Origin of the sequence: Streptomyces sp. NPDC059582, from assembly GCF_042735715.1 — a bacterium.
In the GTDB taxonomy this organism is placed as follows: Bacteria; Actinomycetota; Actinomycetes; order Streptomycetales; family Streptomycetaceae; genus Streptomyces.
Genome location: NZ_JBHWCC010000015.1, coordinates 124534 through 148250, shown reverse-complemented (window position 1 = coordinate 148250; position 23717 = coordinate 124534). Strand labels below are relative to the sequence as shown.

Genomic DNA, 23717 nt, shown 5'->3' with positions numbered 1-23717 from the left:
GCAACGCTCGCATCGAGGCGGCGCTCGCAAGGAGAGGGTGAGAACCATCGACAGGCGGACGTTCTCCAAGATCTTCACCGCGGGGACGGCGGGGGCGGCGCTGCCGTCGCCGTCGGCCGCGTCCACTCCGCTCGGACCGGGGACGCGCACCTCCTTCGGCAAGCTGAGACACATCAACGCCGGAGTTCTCGACATCGGGTACGCGCAGGTCGGGCCGGCCGACGGTCCCGTGGTCCTCCTCCTGCACGGCTGGCCCTATGACATCCACAGCTATGTCGACGTCGCGCCCGCGCTGGCGGGCGGGGGCCACCGGGTGATCGTCCCGTATCTGCGGGGCCACGGCGCGACGCGTTTCCTGTCGCGGAGTACGTTCAGGAACGCGCAGCAGGCGGTGATAGCCCTCGACATCCTCGCGCTGATGGACGCGCTGAGGATCGAGAAGGCGGTCCTCGCCGGTTTCGACTGGGGGGCGCGCACGGGGGACATCGTCGCGGCGCTCTGGCCGGAACGCTGCAAGGCGCTGGTGTCGGTGTCCGGCTATCTGATCACCGATCGCGAACGCAACAAGGCGCCGTTGCCGCCGCAGGCCGAGTGGGCGTGGTGGTACCAGTACTACTTCGCCACCGAGAGGGGTGAGCTCGGCCTCGCCCGGTACAAGCACGACTTCGCGCGGCTCATCTGGAAGAACGTGTCCCCGACCTGGCACTTCGACGACGCGACGTTCGAGCGCACCGCGGCGGCCTTCGACAATCCGGACTGGGTCCCCATCGTGATCCACAACTACCGCTGGCGACTCGGTCTGGCCGACGGCGACCCGAAGCTCGACCACCTCGAAGACCGGCTGGCCGAAAGCCCCGCCATCACCGTGCCGACGGTCACCCTGGACGGCGAGCTCGATCCCTTCACCCCGCCGGGAGCCGGAGCCGCCTATCGCAGCCGCTTCACCGGCCCGTACACCCACCGGACCCTGAAGGGAATCGGCCACAACCTGCCACAGGAAGCCCCACAGGCCATGGCCGAGGCCGTCACGGACGCGACCCGCCTCTGACCCGGTCACTCGACCGCACCCGGCCCTACCCGCTCACTCGTCTCTCCGGCCTGGTCACCCGACGCTCCGGACCCGATCCCTCGACCAGGTCACTCAGAGACCGGCCGGAACCTCCTGCGGGTCACGGGCCCCCAGCAGGGCCAGGCAGTTCGCCCACAGTGGGCCGAGCCTGCCGGTGCTGTTGTAGAGCTTCGCGAACAGCACCTGGCCTTCGAGCTGCGCGACCACGGACCGTGCGGCCTCCAGGGTGTCGCTCACCGCGATCTCCCGGCGTGCCAGCGCCTGCGCGACGACCGTCTCGACCATCTCGACCTGCGCGTCGAAGATCTCCTGCAACCGGGCGCGGATGGCCTCGGTCTGGTTGCTCATCTCCAGGGTGAGGTTGCCGAACAGGCAGCCCGAGACGGTGCCGCAGCTCACCTGTCCGGCGCGCTGGCCGGCCTCCGTCTCCTCGAACAGCAGCCGCAGTCGCTGGAGCGGCTCCGCGTCACCGGTCAGCACCCGGGTCCAGGCCTGGCGCTGGCCGGCCCAGTGCTCGTCGATGACGGCGAGCGCGAGCGCCTCCTTGGACTCGAAGAAGTAGTAGAAGCTGCCCTTGGGCACCCCGGCCGCCTTGCAGATCTCCGCCACGCCCAGCGCCGAGTAGCCGCGCAGTTCGATGAGCGACTGCGCGGCGGCGACGATTTTCTCCCTGGCGTCACTGGTGCGTCCCATGGGCCGAGTGTACGTCCGCCGGCTCTCTTACTAGACCGGTCGACTAGCTAGAATCCCGCTGCTTCCCCTGTCGGGGCCGCCACCCGGACAGCCGTCCCCGGCAGCCTCACCGGACAGCCCTCCCCGGCAGCCTCACCCGGACATGCCCGCCCGGGCAGCCCTACCCGGACATGCCCGCCCGGGCAGCCCCACCCCGAACAGCCCTACCCGGACATGTCCGCCCGGACATGCACGGCCGCCGGCTCCACGAACCCCTCGACCACGTCGGCCGAGTGACCCCGCGGAGCGGACCGCTCCGCCCGGACGGCTTCTCGGGCGCCGAAACCCCGTGGCCGTCGTGTCGGTGCTGTCGGTACTGTCCGAGGTCCCGACCGGCGGTACCGAGCCGGCCAGACGCCGAGGCGATTCCGATGAGCAGCCGACGACCGACCACCACCCTGTGGCGCCCCACCGGCCCCCGGGAGCTGGAGCTGGTCCGGGAGCTCGGCTGGGCCGCATGGCCGCCGCGGCTGCCCGAGCAGCCGATCTTCTACCCGGTCCTCGACGAGGACTACGCCATCAAGATCGCCAGGGACTGGAACGTCAAGCACAGCGGAGCCGGCTTCGTCACGCGCTTCGAGGTCGAGTCGGAGTTCCTGAGCCGGTATCCCGTCAGGCAGGCGGGCGGCCGCACGATTCTCGAACTGTGGGTGCCGGCCGAGGAGCTCGACGCGTTCAACGCGCACATCGTCGGCGGGATCCAGGTGGTGCACGAGTTCCGGTGAGCCGGGGGAGCGGCTGCCGGAGTCGTCGGCTGCGCCGGGGGACCGGTCGGCGGGGTCGTCAGCTCTTGAGTTCCTCCAGGGTGGCCTTGGTGTCCGATCTCAGCCAGTCGGTCACATCGGCGAGCACGGGCGGATCGACGTCCGTGTCGTACGAGCTGAGGTAGGCGCTGTAGCTCATCGTGTACGTCATCCAGCCGTCCCGGACGGCGAGGGTGGCGTAGAGCGAGCCGCTGGTGCCGGTGGTGGTGTCCTGGGTGGCGAGGTAGGCCTCGTCACCGACGCCGCTGACGGCCTCCACGTGGTAACCCTTGTGGCTTTCCCGGTAGTTCTTCCAGGTGGCGGTGAACTCCGGTCGGGGATCGGTCTTCTTGTGCAGGTCCACCTGGACGGAGAGGTACGCGTCCGAGTAGGTCGAACCGCTCTTCTTCAGCGCGAGGCTGCAGTAGGACTCGTCGAGGGCGCCGTCCTCGAGGGAACTGTGGGTCGGCGCGGTGCCGTCCGCGGGGTACTCCGCGCGGAAGGACGAATAGTCGCCGTTGGTGCACAGGTTCGACGGTGCTCGGTAGCCGCGCAGGTCCGCGCGGTTGCCCAGGCCGTCGAGCGCGAAGACGCCCACCGCCCATACGGCGGAGGCGGCCACCGCGCCGACGGCGGCCCACAGGACGGCCCGTCCGGCACCGCCGGTGCCGCCGGGCCGAGGGGCGGCGAAGGGGCCGTACGGGCCCGGCGAGGGGTAGGGACCGCCCTGTTGCCCCACCAGGGTGGGCTGCGCGTAGAACGCCTGCTGAGCAGGTGCGGACGCGGGGACCGGCGGGGGAGGGTCCGCCGTTGCGCCCGCACTCGGGGACTGCGGGTTCGGATAGGGATACGCGGTCGGTTGTGCCGGCGCCCCTGAGTCGTTCGGGGGCTGCTGCGAAGGCTCCGGTGGCGTGGACATGATGTGAAGATAGAGCAGAAGCGCCCGGTCAAGTCCCTTGAAATCAGGGAGCGTTACGTTCTGAGAACATCTGGCGCACGCTGATGACGGTGACGTCGAGGCGCAGCGGTGCGCACGGGGATGCGCGGGGGTGCGCACGGGGATGCGCGGGGGTGCGTCAGTCCGTCGGGCGCGAGGGCGTGTGCGGATGCGCCCAGCTCGCCGGGTGCGGCCGAAAAGCTCCGCTCCGCTTGGTGAACCCGCAGCAGGCAATGGTCATTTCCGGCCTTTCCTTTGTCGCTTCCATGACAACCCTGTGAGGGTGATGTCACCCTTCTATCGGCCTTCACCGGCCGTTCACATCCCCCACACCCCCACACCCCCACGCCCTCCCCCACCTCATTCCGCGCGCCGCCTCCCGTCGTGGACGGGCGCCCCGCGCGTCCTGTGCCACGTCTGTTCCCGCCCAGCGCGCTCCGGGCCGGCCACCCCCGCAGGCCCGCTCACCCTCGGCCTCCCACCTCGGCCGACTGTCGCACAAGGAGTAGACCTTGTTACGGCCACACCCCTTCGCCCGTCCTCGCCCCCACTCCCGTCGCCGAGCAAGCGCGGCGATCGTCGCCCTCGCGGCCGGAACGCTCCTCGCCGGCGCCGTGCAGAGCGGCGCCGCCTCCGCCGCACCCAAGGACCCCGGCCCCACGAAGATCGTCGCCGCGCCGCGCTCCGGCGCCGCCCCGGCCGCCCTGTCGCCCGCGAAGCGCGCCGCCCTCGTCAACAGCGCGAAGGCCGCGGCCGGCGCCACGGCGAGACGGCTCGACCTCGGGTCCCGCGAGAAGCTCGTAGTCAAGGACGTCGTCCAGGACGCCGACGGCACCACCCACACGCGGTACGAGCGCACCTACGCCGGACTCCCCGTGCTCGGCGGCGACCTCGTCGTCCACGTGAAGAACGGCCGGACCACCGTCTCCGAGGCGACCGAGGCCACGCTCTCGGTGCCGACCACCACACCGAGGATCTCGGCGGCCGCCGCCGCGAAGAAGGCGCTCACGGCCGCGAAGAAGGCCGACACGGCGGGAGCCGGGACCGCGGTCGACGGCGCGCCCCGGCTCGTCGTCTGGGCGGCCGGCGCGACGCCGGTCCTGGCCTGGGAGACGCTGGTCGAGGGCTTCCAGGACGACGGCACCCCCAGCGAACTGCACGTCGTCACCGACGCGAGTTCGGGCAAGGCCATCCAGCAGTACCAGGGCGTGCACACCGGCACGGGCACCGGCCAGTACAGCGGAACCGTGCCGCTCGGCACCACGCCGTCCGGTGCGACGTACCAGCTCGTCGACGGCGATCGTGCGGGCCACCGCACCTACGACCTGAACCAGGGGACCTCCGGCACCGGCACCCTCTTCACCGACGACAACGATGTCTGGGGCGACGGCACCCAGAGCAACCGTCAGACCGCGGGCGTGGACGTGGCCTTCGGGGCGGCGGCGACCTGGGACTACTACAAGGACGTCTTCGGCCGCAACGGCATCCGCAACGACGGTGTCGCCGCCTACAGCCGGGCCCACTACGGCAACAGCTACGTCAACGCCTTCTGGTCCGACACCTGCTTCTGCATGACCTACGGCGACGGCTCCGGCAACACCCACCCGCTGACCGCGCTGGACGTGGCGGCCCACGAGATGAGCCACGGCGTCACGAGCGCCACCGCCAATCTGGCGTACTCGGGCGAGTCCGGCGGCCTCAACGAGGCGACCTCGGACATCTTCGCCGCCGCCGTGGAGTTCCACTCCGACCTCACGGCCGACGTCCCCGACTACCTCGTCGGCGAGAAGATCGACATCCGGGGGAACGGCACCCCGCTGCGCTACATGGACAAGCCGTCGAAGGACGGTGCCTCCCGCGACTACTGGGACTCCGGCCTGGGCGGCATCGACGTCCACTACTCCTCCGGACCCGCGAACCACTTCTTCTACCTCCTCTCCGAGGGCAGCGGCGCGAAGACCGTCAACGGCGTCGCCTACGACAGCCCCACCTACGACGGCCTGCCCGTGACGGGCGTCGGCATCGAGAACGCCCAGCGGATCTGGTACCGGGCGCTCACGACGTACATGACCTCGACGACCAACTACGCGGGCGCCCGGGTCGCGACCCTCCAGGCGGCCGCCGACCTCTTCGGCGCCTACAGCGACACCTACCTCGCGGTCGCCAACGCCTGGGCCGCGATCCACGTCGGCGACCGAATCGCGCTCGGTGTCAACATCACGCCGGTCGGCGACCAGATCACCGGCGTCGGCCAAGAGGTCGCGCTGCAGATCGACGCCTACACCACCAACGCGGACGCCACCCTCGGCTACGCGGCGACCGGTCTCCCGGACGGGCTGACCATCAGCGACAGCGGACTGATATCCGGCGTCCCGTCCGCCACCGGCACCAGTGCGGTGACCGTCACGGTCACCGACAGCACGGGCGCGGCCGTGACGGTCGAGTTCGAGTGGCGGGTCGCGTACGTCTACGCCAACAGCACGCGCGTCGACATTCCCGACGTCGGCGCAGCGGTCGAATCTCCCATCACCATCACGGGCCGTCCGGGCAACGCCTCGGCCACCACCGAGGTCTACGTCAACATCGTCCACACCTACCGCGGTGACCTGACCGTCGACCTGGTCGGCCCCGACGGCACCGTCTACTCGCTGCTGAACCGCTCCGGTGGGTCCGCCGACAACGTCGACCAGACCTTCACGGTGGACGCCTCGGCGCAGCCCGTCGAGGGCACCTGGAAGCTGCGGGTGCGCGACCTGGCCTCGATCGACGTCGGCTACATCCAGCAGTGGCGGATCACTCCCTGACCCTGAGCAGCTCCCTGAGCAGCCCTTGAGCAGCGCCCTGAGCAGCACCTTGGGCGGCCACCTGCCGCACGGCCCGGACCGCTCATGGTCCGGGCCGTCGCGGCGCCACCGGCCTGCGGCCCCTGCCCGGCGGCCCAGCCGGGCGACCTGCCACGGCGTCAACGTCACCGTGGACGACCCCCTTTGAGATCCAGCGGAGCGGCATCTCCTCCCGGGCGGGCGACGAGCGGTGTGGATCCGCGCCGAACGGGAAGCAGCCGTCCATCCGGGGCGACACAGCGGTGGGTGGCCCGGCTCACATGGCACAACGGGCCTGACGCCGACACGATGGTCCTCGTCACCGGCAGGCTGAAGGGATCCAGGATGTTCCGCAAGGTACTGGTCGCCAACCGTGGTGAGATCGCGATTCGCGCATTCCGCGCGGGCTACGAACTGGGCGCGCGCACCGTCGCCGTCTTCCCGCACGAGGACCGCAACTCGCTGCACCGGCTGAAGGCGGACGAGGCCTACGAGATCGGCGAACCTGGCCACCCGGTACGGGCCTACCTCTCCGTCGAGGAGATCGTGCGGGCCGCGCGCCAGGCGGGAGCGGACGCGGTCTACCCGGGCTACGGATTCCTCTCCGAGAACCCCGACCTGGCACTCGCCTGCGAGGAGGCGGGCATCACGTTCGTCGGGCCGAGCGCCCGCACCCTGGAGCTGACGGGCAACAAGGCCCGAGCCGTGGCCGCCGCCCGCGAGGCCGGCGTGCCGGTGCTCGGTTCCAGCGCCCCTTCCACCGACGTGGACGAACTCGTCCGTGCCGCCGAGGACATCGGCTTCCCGGTGTTCGTCAAGGCGGTCGCCGGCGGTGGCGGACGCGGTATGCGCCGAGTCGAGGACCCCGCCCAGCTGCGCGAGTCCATCGAGGCGGCGTCCCGCGAGGCGGCCTCGGCGTTCGGCGACTCCACCGTGTTCCTGGAGAAGGCCGTCGTGGATCCCCGTCACATCGAGGTGCAGATCCTGGCCGACGGGCAGGGCAACGTCATCCACCTGTTCGAGCGCGACTGCTCGTTGCAGCGCCGCCACCAGAAGGTGATCGAGATGGCCCCCGCGCCGAACCTCGATCCGGCGCTGCGCGACCGAATCTGCGCCGACGCCGTGCGGTTCGCCCGGCAGATCGGTTACCGCAACGCGGGCACCGTGGAGTTCCTGCTCGACCCCGCCGGCAACCACGTCTTCATCGAGATGAACCCGCGCATCCAGGTCGAGCACACGGTGACCGAGGAGGTCACCGACGTCGACCTGGTCCAGGCGCAACTGCGCATCGCGGCCGGCGAGAGCCTGGCCGACCTCGGGCTGTCGCAGGAGACGGTCACCCTGCGCGGTGCCGCCCTGCAGTGCCGTATCACCACCGAGGACCCGGCCAACGGCTTCCGCCCGGACACCGGCCGGATCACCGCCTACCGCTCGCCGGGAGGTTCGGGCATCCGCCTGGACGGCGGAACCACGCACGCGGGTACGGAGATCAGCGCGCACTTCGACTCGATGCTCGTCAAACTCACTTGCCGGGGGCGGGACTTCAAGTCCGCGATCGGCCGGGCCCGGCGTGCCGTGGCCGAGTTCCGCATCCGCGGTGTCGCCACGAACATCCCCTTCCTGCAAGCCGTCCTGGACGACCCGGACTTCCAGGCCGGGCGGGTGACGACGTCCTTCATCGAACAGCGGCCGCAACTGCTCACGTCGCGGCATTCCGCCGACCGCGGCACCAAGCTGCTCACCTACCTCGCCGACGTCACGGTGAACAAGCCGCACGGTGAGCGGCCCGCGCTGATCGACCCGGTCACGAAGCTGCGGCCCCTGTCCGCCGCGGAGCCGCCCGCGGGCTCCCGGCAGCGACTCGTCGACCTCGGCCCGCAGGGCTTCGCCCGATGGCTGCGCGAGTCGCCCACCATCGGCGTCACCGACACCACCTTCCGTGACGCCCACCAGTCGCTGCTGGCCACCCGGGTGCGCACCCGGGACCTCCTCGCCGTCGCCCCCACCGTCGCGCGGACCCTGCCGGAGTTGCTGTCCCTGGAGTGCTGGGGAGGCGCCACCTACGACGTCGCCCTGCGCTTCCTCGCCGAGGACCCCTGGGAGCGCCTGGCGGCCCTGCGCGAGGCGGTGCCCAACATCTGCCTGCAGATGCTGCTGCGCGGCCGCAACACCGTGGGCTACACCCCGTACCCGACCGAGGTGACCGACGCCTTCGTGCAGGAGGCCGCGGCCACCGGCATCGACATCTTCCGCATCTTCGACGCCCTCAACGACGTCTCGCAGATGCGGCCCGCGATCGACGCCGTACGGGAGACGGGGACGGCCGTCGCCGAGGTGGCCCTGTGCTACACCTCCGATCTGTCCGACCCGTCGGAGCGGCTGTACACCCTGGACTACTATCTGCGGCTGGCCGAGCAGATCGTGGCGGCCGGCGCGCACGTGCTGGCCGTCAAGGACATGGCCGGACTGCTGCGCGCCCCGGCCGCCGCGACGCTCGTGTCGGCACTGCGCCGCGAGTTCGACCTGCCGGTGCACCTGCACACCCACGACACCGCGGGCGGCCAGCTCGCCACCTACCTCGCCGCGATCCAGGCCGGTGCCGACGCCGTGGACGGAGCGGTGGCGTCGATGGCGGGCACCACCTCGCAGCCGTCGCTGTCGGCGATCGTGGCCGCGACCGACCACTCCGAGCGGCCCACCGGCCTCGACCTCCAGGCCGTCGGCGACCTGGAGCCGTACTGGGAGAGCGTCCGCCGCATCTACGCGCCGTTCGAGGCCGGTCTCGCCTCGCCGACGGGCCGGGTCTACCACCACGAGATCCCCGGCGGGCAGTTGTCCAACCTGCGCACCCAGGCGGTCGCGCTGGGCCTCGGCGACCGCTTCGAGGAGATCGAGGCGATGTACGCGGCCGCCGACCGGATCCTGGGCCACCTGGTGAAGGTCACCCCGTCGTCCAAGGTGGTCGGGGACCTCGCGCTGCACCTGGTGGGTGCCGGGGTGGCGCCGGAGGAGTTCGAGGAGACACCGGACCGGTTCGACATCCCCGACTCCGTCATCGGCTTCCTGCGCGGTGAACTGGGCACCCCGCCCGGCGGCTGGCCGGAGCCGTTCCGCAGCAAGGCGCTGCGCGGCCGTGCCGAGGCCAAGCCCGTGCAGGAGCTGACGGAGGAGGACCGCGCGGGGCTGGAGAAGACCCGCCGCACGACACTCAACCGGCTGCTGTTCCCCGGTCCGACGCGCGACTTCGAGACCCACCGTCAGACCTACGGCGACACGAGCGTGCTGGACAGCAAGGACTTCTTCTACGGCCTGCGTCCGGGCACGGAGTACTCCGTCGACCTCGAACCCGGCGTACGCCTGCTCATCGAGCTGGAGGCCGTCGGTGAGGCCGACGAGCGCGGGATGCGCACCGTGATGTCGACGCTCAACGGTCAACTGCGGCCGATCCAGGTGCGCGACACCGCGGCGGCCTCCGACGTCCCGGCGACCGAGAAGGCCGACCGGAGCAAGCCCGGTCATGTGGCGGCGCCGTTCGCGGGTGTGGTGACGCTCGTCGTCGCAGAGGGCGACGAGGTGGCGGCCGGCGCCACGGTGGCCACCATCGAGGCGATGAAGATGGAGGCCACCATCACCGCCTCGCAGGCGGGGAAGGTGACCAGGCTGGCCATCAACCGGATCCAGCAGGTGGAAGGCGGGGACCTGCTCGTCGAGATCGGCTGAGGCCGCTGGGAACGGGACCGGGTCGGACCGCTGGAGGAAGGAGGGGAAGCTCGGTGAGCGCGGACCAGGACGGTGTGGTCGTCTACTGGCGACCGGGGTGCCCGTACTGCATGAAGCTGCGGCTGCGGCTGCGCTTCACGCGGCTGCGGTACACGGAAGTGAACATCTGGAGGGACCCCGAGGCGGCGGCGTACGTCCGCTCGGTCGCGGACGGCAACGAGACGGTCCCGACGGTGACGGTGGCCGGCCGGGCGATGGTGAACCCGTCGAAGAGGCAGCTGATGGACGCGGTCGTGACCCATGCGCCGCACCTGCTCGACAAGGCCGATTGACGATTCCGTCCCCCTGAGGCAGGGCACGCCCGGGTCACGCCGTGCCCTGCCTCAGGGGGGCGCGTCCACGCGCTGTGCGCCGATGACCGGCAGCAGCCGCGGCGCCTCCTCGGAGGGTGAGCCCGGGACGGCGGTGGAGATCACTACCCGCTGGTCTCGGTCGGCGATGTCGGCGATGTCGAGGACGTCGCAGTCGACGGCGACGGGACCCATGTTGACGACCCGCAGGATGACCTCGACCTCCGGGGAGTCGGTGTCGCCGTCGTGTCGTGCCGCACCGTGAACCTTTACCTACCCCTTATGGCATGTTCCGGTCAAACCTGTCAGGCTTTCGGCAGCCGTCGCCCCGACCCCGGGGGTCACGGCAGGCATCTCACCTCGGCGATCGCGCGAGCGATCCGCACAGCCCCCGGCTTGCCCTCCGGCGCACCCAAGCCGGGCGGGCGGCCACCGAGCAGGCCGGAATCCCGGCCGCCTCAAAGGAGTTACGCGTGAGACCGACCCCCCACAAGGCCCTCGCCGCGACCGCGACAGCCGTCGCCGCGCTGGCCGCCTTCCTGCTCCCCGTCGCCCCGGCGGCCGCCGCGCCGCCCACGGCCGCGCCGGCCGCCGCCTGCACCCCGGCCCAGGTGGTGACCAACGGCGGCTTCGAGAGCGGCACTTCGCCCTGGACCCAGTCCTCGACCTCCGTCATCACCAGCCGCACCGGCCAGAGCGCCCACGGCGGCACCAGCTTCGCCTGGCTGAACGGCGTCGGCAGCACGCACACCGACACGCTCTCCCAGGGCGTCACGATCCCGGCCGGATGCAGCACCGCCACCCTGACCTTCTGGCTGCACATCGACACCGCCGAGACGACCTCGTCGACCGCGTACGACAAGCTGACGGCGAAGATCGGCGCCACGACGCTGGCGACGTACTCGAACCTGAACAAGGCCACCGGCTACACGCAGAAGTCGTTCGACGTGTCGGCGTTCGCGGGCCAGACCGTGACCGTCGCCTTCACCGGGACCGAGGACTCCAGCCTCCAGACGAGCTTCGTCGTCGACGACGTGGCCCTCGCCACCTCCGGCGACACCGCCCCGCCCGCGGACAGCACCCGCACGCCGGCCGCACCCTCGTACACGGTCAGTCTCACCAGCAACACGAGCGGCACCGTCTGGACCGGCCACGAGAGCGCGACCTTCACCAACGCCTCGTCCACCGCGCTCAGCGAGGTGTACCTGAGGCTGTGGGACAACTACCACGGCACCTGCTCCGCGATGCCGATCACCGTCACCAACGTCACCGGTGGCACCGCGGGCGCCCTCTCGGTCGCCTGCACCGCCCTGCGGATCGCCCTGCCGACGCCCCTGGCGCAGGGCCAGAGCACCACGATCGGGTTCGACCTGGGCATCACCGTGCCCAGCGGCGCCGACCGCTTCGGTCACGACGGGGCCTTCAGCTTCATCGGCAACGCCCTGCCGGTGCTCGCGGTCAAGGACGGCGCGGGCTGGCACCTGGACCCGTACACCAACAACGGCGAGGCGTTCTACTCCCTGGCCGCCGACTTCCAGGTGACCCTCGACCACCCGAGCACCCTGCTGGTCCCGGCCACCGGCGGCTCCGTCGACACCCCCGGCACCAGCGGCCGCACGATCACCACCGCCACCGCCGCCAAGGTCCGCGACTTCGCCTGGGCCGCCGGCCCCTTCACCAAGATCTCCGGCACCTCGACCGCCGGCACCCCGATCAACATCTACTCCGTCTCGGGCATCAGCTCGTCCAGCGCGCAGTCGATGCTCACCACCGCGAAGACCGCCGTGGACGCCCACGCCGCACGGTTCGGCGCCTACCCGTACGGCGAGCTGGACGCGGTGATCGACAACAACTTCTGGTTCGGCGGCATGGAATACCCCGGGTTCGTCCTCGACCTGGTCAGCACCACCGCGCTCACCCACGAGATCGGTCACCAGTGGTTCTACGGCATCGTCGGCGACGACGAGTACAACAGCCCCTGGCTGGACGAGGCGTTCACCGACTACGCGACCGATCTGGCCCTGAACAAGACCGGCACCGGCTGCTGGAACAGCGTCTCCTGGGCCTCGACGGCGGAGAAGATCACCAACTCGATGGCCTACTGGGACGCCCACTCGTCCCGGTACTCCACCGTCGTCTACAACTACGGCAAGTGCGCCCTGCACGACCTGCGGCGCCTCCTCGGTGACACCGTCATGGCCAAACTCCTCAAGGACTACGCCACTTCGCACTGGTACGGCGTCTCGACGACGGCCGAGTTCAAGGCGGCAGCCCAGGCCGCCACGACCACGGACCTGACCTCGTTCTGGACCCAGCACCGCATCGACGGCTGACCTCCCGGTCAACGTTACCGGCCATCGGTTCGTCCCGGCGGGCGCTCTCCGGCACCCCCGTGGCGACCCGATGGCCGCACACCCGGCGGAGCTGACACGGTTCGCGGCGCGGGACGGACCCGACACGGCACGGTGTTCAGGCGGTGACCCGACCCGGTGCCGCTGCCGCCGCCCTCCGACGCGGTGTCAGCGTGCCCGTGTCCGCCCGGACCACGCTGATGACGAAGGTGACACTGATCAGCAGGGCCCAGGAGGCCCACTTGGACACGGAGACCGGTTCCCAGCCGTGCAGCTGGTTCGGGTACGTCCACGCTCCGAGATAGGTGGCGATGTTCTCCGCGAGCCACAGGAAGAACCCGATCAGGGCGAAGGACAGCGACAGCGGCATCCGGTACCGCCGCCCGGCGATCACGAAGTGCACCCACGTTCCCGTGGTCACGGCGATCAGCAGGCCGCCGAGCGCCCAGCGCAGGTCCGGCAGCCAGTGGTGGCTGAGGAAGTTGACGTACAGGCCGACGGCGAGCACGGCGGTGGCGCGGGTCCGGTAGCCGGTCAGCGTCAGCCCCATCAGTCGCCAGGAGCGGCAGACATAGCTGCCGACGGCGGCGTACATGAAACCCCCGTACAACGGCACCCCGGCCACCTTGGTGAGGCCCGGTTCGGGATAACTCCACGAACCCATACGCACCTTCACCAGTTCGAAGGCGAGCCCCAGGAGGTGGCAGACGGCCACCACGGCCACCTCCCGCCTGCTCTCCCATCCCAACAGCAGGCCCACGGCGGTCAGCAGCACCCCGTACACCAGCAGCAGGTCGTAGCGCGCCACCGGCAGCGGCGGGAGCAACGTCGAGCCCGCCATTCCGCCCAGCAGCGCGACCGCGAACGCGCAGCAGCGCGCCTGCAACCACCCGAACCGCGCCAACTGCCCCGTGAACACCCCGGCACCCCTCATGATCCTGCGCATGTCCATGGAGAGTGCGCCGACGGCGTCGGAGGTTGCACTCCTGGCAGGCACCGTTGTTCGAGACGCCACCCGTTCCATTGAAAAAACCGGCTTCTCCGCGTGCCGGTCGCGGGCGGGGCATTCCCTTGATCGGATATGCCCCATCTGAGAACGGAGACGCCCGGTGCGTATGACCGACATCCAGCGTTGTGAGGTCCGGCCCGGACGGCTCGTCGAGTGGACGCTCAGTCCGGCGACCGTCGAGGCGGCGGCGGACCTGCCGGAGGACACCCGGCCGCCGGCGTACATCCAGGAGGCGCACATCAGGACGGCCCGGTCGGTGCGGGAGGACGGTCTGTTCGTACCGACGTGGCTGGGCACGGCCTTCGACCTCCCGGGCCCGGTCGACCTCGACGTGTTGCAGGAGGCGCTGCGGAGCTGGACGCTGCGCCACGAGACCCTGCGCAGCGGATTCCGCTGGGACGGCGACGAGATGCGCCGGTTCACCCTCGACGCGGACGCCGTGGCACTGCGAAGCGAGGTGATCGGGGACTTCCCCGACGCGTCGGAACTCGTCCAGCACCTCCAGGACCGCTTCGACGTCGCGGCGGACGCGCTGGGCTGGCCGAACTTCCTCTACACGGCGGTCGTCCACGACGACGGCGCCCGGGTGCACATGGTCTTCGACCACAGCAACGTCGACGGCTACTCCCTCCAGCGCATCGCCGCCGAGATCCACGAGCTGTACACGGCGGGGCTGGCGGGCCACGCCGAGGAGGAGACGTCGGTCAGCAGCTATGTCGACTTCTGTGAGATCGAGCGGGCGGACGCCGACCGGGTCGACGACACCCACGCGATCGTCGCGCGCTGGCGGGAGTTCATCCAGCGCTGTGACGGGAAGCTGCCGGACTTCCCCGTCGACCTCGGCCTCGAGCCAGGCGACGCACTGCCGGCCCAGAAGCTGATGCGCGAGATGCTCGTGGACGCCGACGACGCCGCCGCGTTCGAGGCGCACTGCCGTCCCTACGGCGGGAGCCTGGTCGGCATCCTGGCTGCCACCAGCCTCCTCGTCCACGAGATCGGCGGCCAGTCCGTGTACCGCACGGTCGTGCCGTTCCACACCCGGGTGAAGTCCCAGTGGTCCGACTCCGTGGGCTGGTACGTCGGGGGCGCCCCGATCGAGGTCTCCATGGCGCAGGCCCGCGACTTCCGCGGCGCCCTGGCCACCGTTCGCGCCGAGTTGCAGGCCAACAGGTCGCTGGCGCGCATTCCGCTGGCCCGTGTGCTGAGCCTGCTGGGCACGGACTTCCGCCCCACCTCACCGGACCTGTACTCGATCGTCTCCTACCTCGACGCCCGGAGCATTCCCGGCTCCGAGCGGTGGGCCGAGCAGAACGCGTACGCACTGCTCAGGGTGTCGTACGGCGACCAGGTGTGCGTCTGGGTCAACCGCATGCACGAGGGCCTCTGGCTCGCGAGCCGCTACCCGGACACCGACATCGCGAGCAAGAACATGCGCCTGTACGTCGAACGGCTGCGGGACGTCATCGTCTCGGTCGCCCGGGGCTGATCATGCGGAAACCCGCTGACAGTTCCGGGCGAGGGACGATATGGTCCTCGCGATGACGACTCATTCTGCTGGCAGATTGGGGGTCCCATCCGCGCAAGGTGAGTGCTGATGCTCCTCACCCACCACGCGAATGGGGATTCCCGCCTTTCCCTCTGGCTGCGCGTGCGCGAGTTCGCCGTGCCGCCGTCCATGATCGACACCGCGACCGCCCGTCGCCATGCCGGCGACTGGGCCGGCGCGTGCGCCGCCGCGGGCATCGATGTCGACCTCGGTCCGCGCGCCCTGGCCCGCACCCACGGCCGGGAACTCGCGGACCGGATCCGGGCCGACCTCCGCCACCTCGCCCCTGACCTGCTGCGCTGGCACCTGCCGAGGGTCGCTCCCGGCGGACTGCTGCGGCCGGGGCTCACCCTCTCCCTGGCCCGATACGACATCGAGGGGGCCGACGGCGAGCATCCGGTGCACTTGGTGGCCCGCACGCCACCCGCCTGGGCGGACGCCGGCCAGCGGATCAGCCTGGCGCTGTGGGACGGCGCCTCGCGCTCCGACGCCGGCGCCCGCCGCCACCCGCACCCGCGTCCGAGCCGCCGGTTCCGTCTGGACCTGCACCGCCATCTGTGGGACGCGCGCCGCAGCGATGAGCTGCGCATCCGGTCCGGGGCCGATCGGCCGCCCCTCGACGACGGTCCGGCGACGGACCCGGAACTGCCGGAGACGGTGCCGCCCGGACACCGCTGTGCCGTGGACCGGTGGGCGGCCGAGACGGAGATCCTGCTCCGCGCCGAGGGGTGTTCCGACACCGGGACCGCCACCGTGCGGTTGGGAGCCCGCAACCGGCTGGTCCTGACCCTGTCCGGACCTGGTGACGGCGTCGCCGCGCCCCGGCTCCGGATCGCGGCGGCGCCCAAGACCGACGGCACCCGCGCGCTGCCGGTCCTGCCCGACGCGGCGACCTGGACCCTGCCCGATCTCGATCTGATCCGCTCCGGACTGATCGAGGCCGACCGGCTGCACCCGCTGGTCGCCGCGGCCCTGGTACCCGAACACGCGTCGGCGGACTCGTCCGCGACACAGCCCCGGACGCCAGGACAGCCGCGCCTGGTGGACTGCCGGGGCGCCCGGCACCGGATCGGCCTGGTCGACGGGGTGCTGGTCCCGCTGGACCACGACCCGGCCGAGATCCGCCGAGAGGAACTGCTGGCCGCGCTGACCGGCACTCCGATGCCCTGCCTGCAGGCCATCGACGAGGCACACCGCCGACCGGAGTGCCTCGCCGACGTCCGCGAACGCCTCGTCCACGGCGACATCGCCGGAGCACTCACCGTCGTCGAGCGTCTGCTCGGCCCCGACGCACCTCTGCGCGACGGCGCGCTGCGGGACGAGCTGGAGGCGGCCGCGCAGCGGCGGATCACCTACGGACTGTTCCGCGCAGGCCTGGCCGGCCCCGGCCCCGGCCGGATCCGCGAGGGCGCGCGCCGCCCCGGCGAGCACCGCTCACACCCGCGTCACACCACCGCCCGCTGACCCGGGGGCCCGCGCCCCCGCACCCACTCGGCTCTTCTCCCTCGAACCCACAGGTGATCGAACATGCCCATGTACGCACATACCGACATCCCCCGCGCCTCCCAGCTCGACCTCGCCGACGAGTTGCTGGCCCTGCTGCGCGACACCACCACCGAACCGCGCACGGACACCCAACTGGAGGCGCTGACCCTGGCCGTGGCCGCCGACCTGCCCGTGCTGCTGTGGGGCGAACCGGGGATCGGCAAGACCGCCGCCCTGACCCAGCTCGCGGCGGCCCTGGACCTGCCGCTGACCACGGTGATCGCCAGCGTGCACGAGCCGTCCGACTTCTCGGGCCTGCCCGTGGTCGGCGACGATCCCGCGGAGCACGGCGTCCCGATGGCCCCGCCGGACTGGGCGGTGCGACTCGTACGGGCCGGCCGCGGACTGCTGTTCCTGGACGAGCTGTCCACCGCGCCGCCGGCCGTCCAGGCCGCCCTCCTGCGCCTCGTGCTCGAACGACGGATCGGAGCCCTGCAACTGCCGCCCGGTGTGAGGATCGTGGCCGCCGCCAACCCCCGTGCCTCGGCCGCCGACGGCTGGGAGCTGAGCCCGCCGCTCGCCAACCGTTTCGTGCATCTCCAGTGGACCCACGACCACGAGGTCGTGGTACGCGGCTTGGGCGGGACCTGGCCGCGGGCGACACTGCCACGGCTCGACCCGGAACAGGTGCCGGCGGCCGTGGACTTCGCCCGCCGCGCGGTGTGCGGGCTGCTGGCGGCCCGTCCCGGACTCGTCCACCGGCTGCCCGAGAGCGAGACGCGCCGGGGCGGGCCCTGGCCGTCCCCCCGGAGCTGGGAGATGACCCTGTGTCTGATCGCCTTCGCGACCGCGGCCGGCTCCTCCCGAGACGTGCTCTCCCTGCTGGTCAGAGGCACCGTGGGGGACGGGCCGGGGCTGGAACTGCTGGCGAGCGTGGACCGGATGGACCTCCCGGACCCCGAGCTGCTCCTCGCCGACCCGGCGGGTGCCGTCCTGCCAGAACGGGGTGACCTCCGCCAGGCCGTGCTGGACGGCGTGGTGGCGGCGGTCCGCGGGCGCCCGGACCAGGCCCGCTGGGACGCGGCATGGGCCCTGCTGGTCCGGGCGATGGACACCGGCGCCCCGGACCTGGTGGTCGTCCCCGCGACCACCCTCGCCACCCTGCGCCAACAGGACTGGGAGGTACCGGAGTCGATCGAGCGGCTCGCCGGAGCGGTGTCCCTGTCCCGGCGGGCGGACCGGGCGGCGGCCCGGGTGGCCGCGAAGGCGGTCCGATGACCCCGGGAGGCGGTCCGATGACCCCGGACGCGGCAAGCGTGCTGGACCGCGACAAGCTCTTCGCCGCCCGGCTGCACGCCGCCCGCGTCCGGCCCTACCTGGCGACCGCCCTGTTCGCCCTGCACCCCGTGGCGTCCCGGCGCGTGCCGACGATGGCCGTCGACCGGCACTGGCGGTGCTATGTCTCACCGGCGTTCGTCGACCGCACTCCGGTGGAGGAACTCGCCGGGGTGTGGGTGCACGAGGTGTCCCATCTCCTGCGCGACCACCACGGGCGCGGTGACCGGGTCGCGCGCGAGCGCGGGCTGACCGGATTCGGGGAGCGACTGCGCATGAACATCGCAGCGGACTGCGAGATCAACGACGACGCGTTCGGCGACGGGTTGCCGCGGCCCGAAGGTGCCGTCACGCCCACGTTCCTGAAACTGCCCGAGGGGCAGCTCATGGAGGAGTACCTGAGCCTGTTCCGGCTCGGGCCGGGCACCCAGGACCTGGCCTGGCTGGACTGCGGCAGCGGCGCCGACGGACTGGACCGGGAGTGGGACCTGGGACCCGACGGCGCGCACGGCCTCAGCGACCAGGAGCGGGACGCGGTGCGGTTCCGGGTGGCGCAGGGCATCAACGCCCGGCCGGGAAACACCTCGAAGGGATGGCGACGGTGGGCCGAGGAGGTGTTCCACCCGCCGCAACCCTGGCGGGAGTTGCTGGGCGCGGCCGTCCGCTCGGCGACCTCGGGAGCCGGGGCGGGCGACGACTACACCTACGGCCGGCCGTCCCGGCGCTCGGCCGGGGTGCCCGGCGTCGTACTGCCGAGCCTGCGGCGCAGACCGCCCAGGGTCTGCGTGGTCATCGACACCTCCGGGTCGGTCAGCGACACCGAACTGGGCAGCGCGCTCCACGAGGTCGCCGCTATCTGCCGTGCCGTGGGCGGCCGCCGCGAACTGGTCACCGTGGTGCCCTGCGACGCGGCGGCCACGCTCGTGCACCGGCTGTGCCAGGCCGAGGGAATACCCCTCGTGGGCGGCGGGGGCACGGATCTGCGGTCGGGCTTCGCCAGAGCACTGCGGCGCGGGCCCCGGCCCGACGTGATCGTGGTGCTGACAGACGGACAGACGCCCTGGCCGGCCGACCGGCCACCGTGCCGGACGGTGATCGGTCTGTTCTCCCGGCCGCACGCCGCCCGTTCGGTGAACGAGAACGATCCCGACTACGTCCCGGACGCGCCGCCCGCGTGGGCACGCGTGGTCGTCATCGGCTAGTGCCGCAGCAGGCAACGTTGGCCCCGTCGCGGCGCCCGGCACGCCCTCCCGCCGCACCGGCCGAAAGCCCGAGTACGCCCGGTACGAGGACTTCCGGCCGGCCCGCCGGGAGCACGCACCGGACGCCGCTCCTGCACGGGCGAACGTTGCCCGCCACGGCACTGGGCCCCGGCCGCGCGGCGGCCCCGCTACGGGAGGATGGCGTCGCAGGCGATCGGCAGATGGCGCGGGCCACGCAGGACCGCGTTCTGCCGGTACGGCGGCGGGTCCTCCAGCAGTCGCGGGTTCTCCAGCCTGCGGGCCAGCTCGCTCAGGGCGAGCTGGGCCTCCAGCCGGGCCAGCGGCGCGCCGAAGCAACTGTGGATGCCGCTGCCGAAGCCCAGGTGCTGGATGTCCCCGCGGTCCGGGTCGAAGCGGTCCGGATGATCGAAGCGCTCGGGGTCGCGGTTTCCCGCCGCCAGCACCAGCCACAGCGACGAGCCCTTGGGAATGGTGACGCCGCGGACCTCGATATCGGCGAGGGTGGTGCGCTGCGGCACCAGTTGCACGGGCGGCTCGAAGCGGAGCAGCTCCTCGACGATGGGGACGGCCAGCGCCGCGTCCTCGCGCAGCCGTTGCAGGATGTCGGGGTTGCGCAGCAGGGTCAGCATGCCGTTGGTGATGAGGTTGACCGTCGTCTCGTGACCCGCGATCAGCAGCAGGACCGAGGTGCTCAGGACCTCCATGGTCGTCATGGAGCCGTCCGGTCCGGGCGAGGTCGCCAGCAGCGAGAGCATGTCCTCGCCGGGCTTCTTGCGGCGCTCCTCGATGAGCCCGGCCAGATACATGCCCAGTTCCGTACGGGCGCTGTGCGCGACCTTGACGCGTTCGGCGGAGTCGGCGCCCGGCGAGGGGTCGGGGTCCAGGCTGGCGGCGATGATGTCCGCCCAGACGTGGAAGCGCGCCTCGTCCTCGCGCGGCACACCCAGCAGCCGGCAGATCACGGTCACCGGGAACGGGTAGGAGAACTGGTCGACCAGGTCGATCCGTTCCGTGCTCTCGATACCGGCGATGAGCTCGGTGACGATGTCGGACAGCTCGCCGCGCATCTCGTAGACGTGCCGTGGGGTGTGCGGCGGTCCGAACGAACGGTTCGTCATCCGCCGCAGCCGGTCGTGCTCCGGGGGATCGAGCCGCAGGAAGCTCGGCGGCAGGGCCGCCTCCTCGTCCGCCTCGGCGGCCAGCGGGTCGCCCGCCGTCGACCTCAGGTTGCGGGCGTCCGAGCTGATCCGCGGATCGTGCAGGAGGCTCTGGATGTCGTAGTACCCGCTGATGACGAACGGGCCGTCCTCCTCGTGGTACACCGGCGTCTTACGGAGCTCCGCGTACAGCGGGTACGGGTTGGCGCGATGGTCGTAGTCGATGATCTGCCGCAGGATGGCTGGCGTCATGAGGCGTCCTCGTGGGCGTCGGATCAGTGCCGGGCGGGGGTGAACGTCAGCTGCCGGTCGGCGGGCGAATATCCGGTCAGGGTGACGGTCGGGCCGTGCGTGGGCACTGACGGGTCGGGGAAGTCCGCCGGCAGCGGGCGATCCCCCTCCGGGCGGCGGTCCACGGTGGGGAAGGGCGGCGGGAAGGGGGCCGTGGTCTCGATGAGCTGCTCGTAGAACTGCAGCCACCTGGACTGGTCGAAGGTGACGGCGCCGATCACGCGCCCCTGGTAGCCGTACACACCGGTGAACCGGCGCTCGGTGCGGGAGCCCTGCGCGATGAGGATCTCCGTCCCCAGCGACGGCACCCCGACCGACTTGATGTTCACGCCGAACTGGGACGACCAGAAGGCGGGCACCCACAGGTGGGGACGGCGGTCGACGCTCTCGCTGAGCATGTTGTGCGCCGCGGTGTCGGCCTGGGCGACGGCGTTGCCCCAGTGCTCCAGGGACAGGAACTGGTATCCGAACAGCGCGTGCGGCGACCGCGCGACATCGCCGGCCACATAGACGTCGTCGGTCACGATGCCGCGGACGTCGAAGGCCCGGCAGCCGGCGTCACACGCGATGCCCCGCGGGCCCGCGCCGAGTCCGGATCCGTAGAGCCACTCGGTGTTGCGCATGGCGCCCAGCGACACGACCACCACGTCCGCCTCGACGGAGTTGCCGTCGGAGAGCTGCGCGGACCGTACGTGTCCCGAGGAGTCGCCTTCCAGGGCGGTCACCATGATGCCGCAGCGCAGGTCGACGCCGTGCTCGCGCTGCATCTCGGCCGCGACCTCACCGACGACCCCGCCGAGCGCGCCGACCAGCGGCGCGGCGCCCCGCTCGGCCACGGTGACCGCGATCCCGCGTTCCCGGCAGGCGGAGGCGATCTCGGAACCGGTGAACCCGGCGCCGATGACGAGCACACGACGCGGACCCTGGGCGAGCGCGCGCTCCAGTGCGACCGCGTCGTCGCGGGTGCGCAGGACGAACACCCCGTCGAGCTCCGCCTCGCTCTCCTGCGGCCAGGGTCTGGCCCGTACCCCGGTGGCGATGAGCAGCCGGTCGTACTCCACCTCTTCGCCGTCCGCCAGCCGGACCCGCTTGGCCGACATGTCGAGGCCGGTGGCCGGGACCCCGAGGCGCCACTCGGCGTCGATCGCCCGGCGCCGGGGGAGGGCGGTGTGCTCGGCCGTCGCCCGGCCGAGCAGGACCTGCTTGGACAGCGGCGGCCGGTCGTACGGCTCGTACGGTTCGTCACCGACCATCGTGAGCGAGCCGGTGAAGCCCTTCTCGCGCAGTGTCTCCGCGGCCCGCAGCCCCGCCAGCGAGGCGCCGACCACGACGATGCGCCCTTCGCGCTTGAGCCGGTCCAGGTATCCGTCAGCGCCCACCGGTCGCCTCCTGATCAGGTACGGGAGTGCCGGCCGCGCCGTCCAGACCTTCCACGAGGATGGCCTGGACGGGGCAGGCTGCGACGGCTTGCGCCACCTCCGCGCGCCGCGCCTCCTCGGCCTGCGGGTCGTAGAGCAACGACTCCTCGCCGTGCATGGCGAAGACGTCGGGAGCGAGGAATGCGCACTGCGCGTATCCCTGGCAGCGGTTGAGATCGACGACAAGCCTCACCGAGGATCCGCCCTTCCGTGGCCCGTGCTCGCCCCCACCCCCACAGCATGGGTCGGCGGACGCCGAGCCGCTCGTCGAGGCGTCCGACGGGCTGACGGTGTCAGGCCGCGTCCGCGGCACGGGACGGGGCGCGAAGCCCGAAGCGCAGCAGATGGACGCTGACGACCAGGGCCCAGAACGGGAAGACCAGCTCGGTCCAGGGCAGGCCGGAGCCCATGACGAGCAGGACCAGCCCCACCAGGTATCCCAGGAAGGCCAGGGGGCGCGGAAAGACCCGGAGGCGGTGCCCGATGGTCGAGGTCGTGAAGACGAACACGGCCGCCATGCGGAGCGCGTACGTCGTCATCATCGTGTACGAGAAGTCGCGGCCGAACGTCGAGGGGCCCTCGTTGACCACGGTGCCCGCCGCGGCACCGGCGGCGAACATGGTCGCGACGAAGACCAGTCCGCTGCCCAGGAACACGGTGGCGACGAACCTGTCCTCGGCGTCGCCGACGTGTGCGCGCAGGGCGCCCATGAACCAGAGGAAGAAGATGCCCGCGAACGGGAGGATCTCCAGAGCCACCCGTACCGCCCACCGCATGTTCGGGGCGACGGGGGCGTCGGCGATGTCTCCCGTGGGGAGGGCGATGCGCACCAGCACGATGGCCGCCGCGAGCAGCAGGGCGAAGACGGTCCCTGCCAGACCGGCGGCCCGCGGCGTCCGCAGCCGCTCGTTCTCCGGCTCCATGGACGCTCGCTTTCTCCTCGGTTCCCCCTCTCGGTCCAGCAAGCAGGGCTTGGTACGTCCGCGCCACCGGGGACACCCGTGAGGGTGACGACGCGGGTCCGGCAGGGCGCGCGGCCGGGCCGGCGCACGCCCCCGGAGTGGGGCTCCGGGACGTGACGGCGCACCCCTACGCAACGCCGTTGCACCCGAAGGGCCTTACCCACTGGTGACAGGCGCATTCGCCGTGTAGCGTCGTCGTCAGATGTCGTGGTTCGCCGTACGCGCCCGCACTGTCGTGCGGGCGCTTTGCTGTGCAGTGCCCGAGGACCAGGACGACCACCTCCGGGTCCGCGCGGTGCGGACCCGTCATCGAATGAGAGGCACCGGCATGGCCAGCGGAACCGTCAAGTGGTTCAACTCCGAAAAGGGCTTCGGCTTCATCGCGCAGGACGGCGGCGGTCCCGACGTCTTCGCGCACTACTCCAACATCAACGCCAGCGGCTTCCGCGAGCTCCAGGAAGGCCAGGCGGTGACCTTCGACATCACCCAGGGCCAGAAGGGCCCGCAGGCGGAGAACATCACCCCCGCCTGATCCGGTGACATGACCCGTACGGTGGCCGCGCGGCG

19 protein-coding genes are annotated in these 23717 nt (G+C 71.5%); 11 read left to right on the top strand and 8 right to left on the bottom strand.

Features of this window, described 5'->3' with window-relative positions:
* Positions 1-37: 37 nt before the first annotated feature.
* Positions 38-1048: an alpha/beta fold hydrolase gene (locus ACFV0T_RS16005; protein WP_385778832.1), complete on the top strand. Its 1011-nt coding sequence runs from the start codon at positions 38-40 to the stop codon at positions 1046-1048.
* A gap of 93 nt (positions 1049-1141) precedes the next feature.
* Here ACFV0T_RS16005 and ACFV0T_RS16000 read toward each other — a convergent pair whose 3' ends face one another.
* A complete protein-coding gene (locus ACFV0T_RS16000; protein WP_385778831.1) occupies positions 1142-1762 on the bottom strand; it encodes a TetR/AcrR family transcriptional regulator in 621 nt (206 codons plus the stop codon).
* Positions 1763-2172: 410 nt separating this feature from the next.
* Between ACFV0T_RS16000 and ACFV0T_RS15995 the strand changes: the two genes are divergently transcribed.
* Complete coding sequence (locus ACFV0T_RS15995; RefSeq protein ID WP_385778829.1) at positions 2173-2526, top strand: hypothetical protein; 354 nt, start codon at positions 2173-2175, stop codon at positions 2524-2526.
* Positions 2527-2584: 58 nt separating this feature from the next.
* Here ACFV0T_RS15995 and ACFV0T_RS15990 read toward each other — a convergent pair whose 3' ends face one another.
* A complete protein-coding gene (locus ACFV0T_RS15990; RefSeq protein WP_385778827.1) occupies positions 2585-3463 on the bottom strand; it encodes a hypothetical protein in 879 nt (292 codons plus the stop codon).
* A 530-nt stretch (positions 3464-3993) separates the two neighbouring features.
* Here ACFV0T_RS15990 and ACFV0T_RS15985 point away from each other — a divergent pair.
* The 3 genes from ACFV0T_RS15985 (at position 3994) to ACFV0T_RS15975 (ending at position 10355) form a co-directional block, all read left to right on the top strand.
* A complete protein-coding gene (locus tag ACFV0T_RS15985) occupies positions 3994-6285 on the top strand; it encodes a M4 family metallopeptidase (RefSeq protein ID WP_385778825.1) in 2292 nt (763 codons plus the stop codon).
* Between the two features lie 363 nt (positions 6286-6648).
* Positions 6649-10023 carry a pyruvate carboxylase gene (locus ACFV0T_RS15980; protein WP_385778823.1) on the top strand — a complete coding sequence of 1125 codons (3375 nt, stop codon included), beginning with the start codon at positions 6649-6651 and terminating at the stop codon, positions 10021-10023.
* 53 nt (positions 10024-10076) lie between these two features.
* The gene (locus tag ACFV0T_RS15975; protein ID WP_385778821.1) at positions 10077-10355 is read left to right on the top strand and encodes a glutaredoxin domain-containing protein; all 279 of its coding nucleotides are present in this window, start codon (positions 10077-10079) and stop codon (positions 10353-10355) included.
* Positions 10356-10406: 51 nt separating this feature from the next.
* Here the strand turns inward: ACFV0T_RS15975 and ACFV0T_RS15970 are convergent, their stop codons facing one another.
* Positions 10407-10568 (bottom strand): hypothetical protein, encoded by a 162-nt coding sequence (locus ACFV0T_RS15970; protein WP_385778819.1) that lies wholly within the window; start codon positions 10566-10568, stop codon positions 10407-10409.
* 278 nt (positions 10569-10846) lie between these two features.
* On the opposite strand from ACFV0T_RS15970, the gene ACFV0T_RS15965 reads away from it, so the two are divergent.
* Entirely contained in the window at positions 10847-12706 is a 1860-nt protein-coding gene (locus ACFV0T_RS15965) for a M1 family aminopeptidase (RefSeq protein WP_385778817.1), read from the top strand.
* Positions 12707-12842: 136 nt separating this feature from the next.
* Here ACFV0T_RS15965 and ACFV0T_RS15960 read toward each other — a convergent pair whose 3' ends face one another.
* Positions 12843-13670: a DUF817 domain-containing protein gene (locus ACFV0T_RS15960; RefSeq protein ID WP_385778815.1), complete on the bottom strand. Its 828-nt coding sequence runs from the start codon at positions 13668-13670 to the stop codon at positions 12843-12845.
* Positions 13671-13833: 163 nt separating this feature from the next.
* Here ACFV0T_RS15960 and ACFV0T_RS15955 point away from each other — a divergent pair, with 163 nt between their 5' ends.
* The 4 genes from ACFV0T_RS15955 (at position 13834) to ACFV0T_RS15940 (ending at position 19301) form a co-directional block, all read left to right on the top strand.
* Positions 13834-15219 carry a condensation domain-containing protein gene (locus ACFV0T_RS15955; RefSeq protein ID WP_385778813.1) on the top strand — a complete coding sequence of 462 codons (1386 nt, stop codon included), beginning with the start codon at positions 13834-13836 and terminating at the stop codon, positions 15217-15219.
* A gap of 108 nt (positions 15220-15327) precedes the next feature.
* Positions 15328-16743: a hypothetical protein gene (locus ACFV0T_RS15950; RefSeq protein ID WP_385778811.1), complete on the top strand. Its 1416-nt coding sequence runs from the start codon at positions 15328-15330 to the stop codon at positions 16741-16743.
* A gap of 63 nt (positions 16744-16806) precedes the next feature.
* Positions 16807-18042: an AAA family ATPase gene (locus ACFV0T_RS15945; protein WP_385778809.1), complete on the top strand. Its 1236-nt coding sequence runs from the start codon at positions 16807-16809 to the stop codon at positions 18040-18042.
* A 17-nt stretch (positions 18043-18059) separates the two neighbouring features.
* On the top strand, positions 18060-19301 hold the full coding sequence (locus tag ACFV0T_RS15940) for a VWA-like domain-containing protein (RefSeq protein ID WP_385778807.1): 1242 nt from the start codon (positions 18060-18062) through the stop codon (positions 19299-19301).
* Between the two features lie 188 nt (positions 19302-19489).
* On the opposite strand, the gene ACFV0T_RS15935 is transcribed toward ACFV0T_RS15940, so the two are convergent.
* The 4 genes from ACFV0T_RS15935 to ACFV0T_RS15920 all read right to left on the bottom strand — a co-directional run bounded on the left by ACFV0T_RS15935 (position 19490) and on the right by ACFV0T_RS15920 (position 23111).
* Positions 19490-20731, bottom strand: coding sequence for a cytochrome P450 (locus tag ACFV0T_RS15935; protein ID WP_385778805.1), 1242 nt, complete (start codon positions 20729-20731; stop codon positions 19490-19492).
* A 23-nt stretch (positions 20732-20754) separates the two neighbouring features.
* Entirely contained in the window at positions 20755-22149 is a 1395-nt protein-coding gene (locus ACFV0T_RS15930) for an NAD(P)/FAD-dependent oxidoreductase (protein WP_385778803.1), read from the bottom strand.
* Positions 22139-22381, bottom strand: coding sequence for a ferredoxin (locus ACFV0T_RS15925; protein WP_385778801.1), 243 nt, complete (start codon positions 22379-22381; stop codon positions 22139-22141). Before ACFV0T_RS15925 ends, ACFV0T_RS15930 begins: the two co-directional genes overlap by 11 nt.
* Before the next feature lie 100 nt (positions 22382-22481).
* Positions 22482-23111: a hypothetical protein gene (locus ACFV0T_RS15920; RefSeq protein WP_385778799.1), complete on the bottom strand. Its 630-nt coding sequence runs from the start codon at positions 23109-23111 to the stop codon at positions 22482-22484.
* A 367-nt stretch (positions 23112-23478) separates the two neighbouring features.
* Here ACFV0T_RS15920 and ACFV0T_RS15915 point away from each other — a divergent pair, with 367 nt between their 5' ends.
* Positions 23479-23682, top strand: a complete 204-nt coding sequence (locus ACFV0T_RS15915) for a cold-shock protein (RefSeq protein ID WP_059190954.1) — start codon at positions 23479-23481, stop codon at positions 23680-23682.
* Positions 23683-23717 lie beyond the last annotated feature (35 nt).

Bases quoted from the DNA above. Each gene is read 5' to 3' on its own strand.
- ACFV0T_RS16000 (WP_385778831.1), bottom strand. From the start codon at position 1,762: ATGGGACGCACCAGTGACGCCAGGGAGAAAATCGTCGCCGCCGCGCAG.
- ACFV0T_RS15995 (WP_385778829.1), top strand. From the start codon at position 2,173: ATGAGCAGCCGACGACCGACCACCACCCTGTGGCGCCCCACCGGCCCC.
- ACFV0T_RS15990 (WP_385778827.1), bottom strand. From the start codon at position 3,463: ATGTCCACGCCACCGGAGCCTTCGCAGCAGCCCCCGAACGACTCAGGG.
- ACFV0T_RS15980 (WP_385778823.1), top strand. From the start codon at position 6,649: ATGTTCCGCAAGGTACTGGTCGCCAACCGTGGTGAGATCGCGATTCGC.
- ACFV0T_RS15970 (WP_385778819.1), bottom strand. From the start codon at position 10,568: ATGGGTCCCGTCGCCGTCGACTGCGACGTCCTCGACATCGCCGACATC.
- ACFV0T_RS15960 (WP_385778815.1), bottom strand. From the start codon at position 13,670: ATGCGCAGGATCATGAGGGGTGCCGGGGTGTTCACGGGGCAGTTGGCG.
- ACFV0T_RS15950 (WP_385778811.1), top strand. From the start codon at position 15,328: ATGCTCCTCACCCACCACGCGAATGGGGATTCCCGCCTTTCCCTCTGG.
- ACFV0T_RS15945 (WP_385778809.1), top strand. From the start codon at position 16,807: ATGCCCATGTACGCACATACCGACATCCCCCGCGCCTCCCAGCTCGAC.
- ACFV0T_RS15940 (WP_385778807.1), top strand. From the start codon at position 18,060: ATGACCCCGGACGCGGCAAGCGTGCTGGACCGCGACAAGCTCTTCGCC.
- ACFV0T_RS15935 (WP_385778805.1), bottom strand. From the start codon at position 20,731: ATGACGCCAGCCATCCTGCGGCAGATCATCGACTACGACCATCGCGCC.
- ACFV0T_RS15920 (WP_385778799.1), bottom strand. From the start codon at position 23,111: ATGGAGCCGGAGAACGAGCGGCTGCGGACGCCGCGGGCCGCCGGTCTG.
- ACFV0T_RS15915 (WP_059190954.1), top strand. From the start codon at position 23,479: ATGGCCAGCGGAACCGTCAAGTGGTTCAACTCCGAAAAGGGCTTCGGC.